General features: G+C 60.0%; 1 tRNA gene. It reads right to left on the bottom strand.

The annotated features are described in order from the left end of the window. Window positions 1–2 precede the first annotated feature (2 nt). A tRNA-Met gene (locus tag GQF03_RS11530) sits at window positions 3–79 on the bottom strand. Window positions 80–525: the final 446 nt, after the last annotated feature.

Genomic DNA, 525 nt, shown 5'->3' with positions numbered 1-525 from the left:
ATTGGTTGCGGGGGCAGGATTTGAACCTGCGACCTTCAGGTTATGAGCCTGACGAGCTACCGGGCTGCTCCACCCCGCGGTGATTCTGTTTTTCTGGAAGGGCTTTGAGATCCTTCCGGTTTGCGGTGTGTGGCCCGGTTTATGTGTTGGCTTCCGGCTGGTTGCCTACAGGCCGGGCTGCTCCACCCCGCGGTAATTCTGCTTTTTTACCTCAATCGTCGGCGCGGACTTCCGTCCGCTTGGCTTTCCTCGCATACGCTCGGGCGGCCCTTGGCCTTGCCTCGGCTATCGCCTCGGACCCGTGTCCTTGCAGGGTTTGCGAGGGAGCTCATCTCCAAAGGCTGTGCCTTTGGCAAGCGCGACTGCGCGCCGGACCAACTGGTCCGCCCCCGCGGAGCATGCCCGACGGGCATCTGCGTGAGCGCAATCAATTTGATATTCTAAAGAGGATCTTCTGTTTTTTGCGGGCCTGGCGGCGACCTACTCTTCCGTGCCTTAAGACAAAGTACCATCGGCGCTGGGAGT

The sequence above is a fragment of the Sneathiella chungangensis genome, assembly GCF_009882935.1.
GTDB classification, from domain to species: domain Bacteria; phylum Pseudomonadota; class Alphaproteobacteria; order Sneathiellales; family Sneathiellaceae; genus Sneathiella; species Sneathiella chungangensis.
Note: the sequence above shows the minus strand (reverse complement) of the source record. Positions and strands in the feature narration are given on the sequence as shown.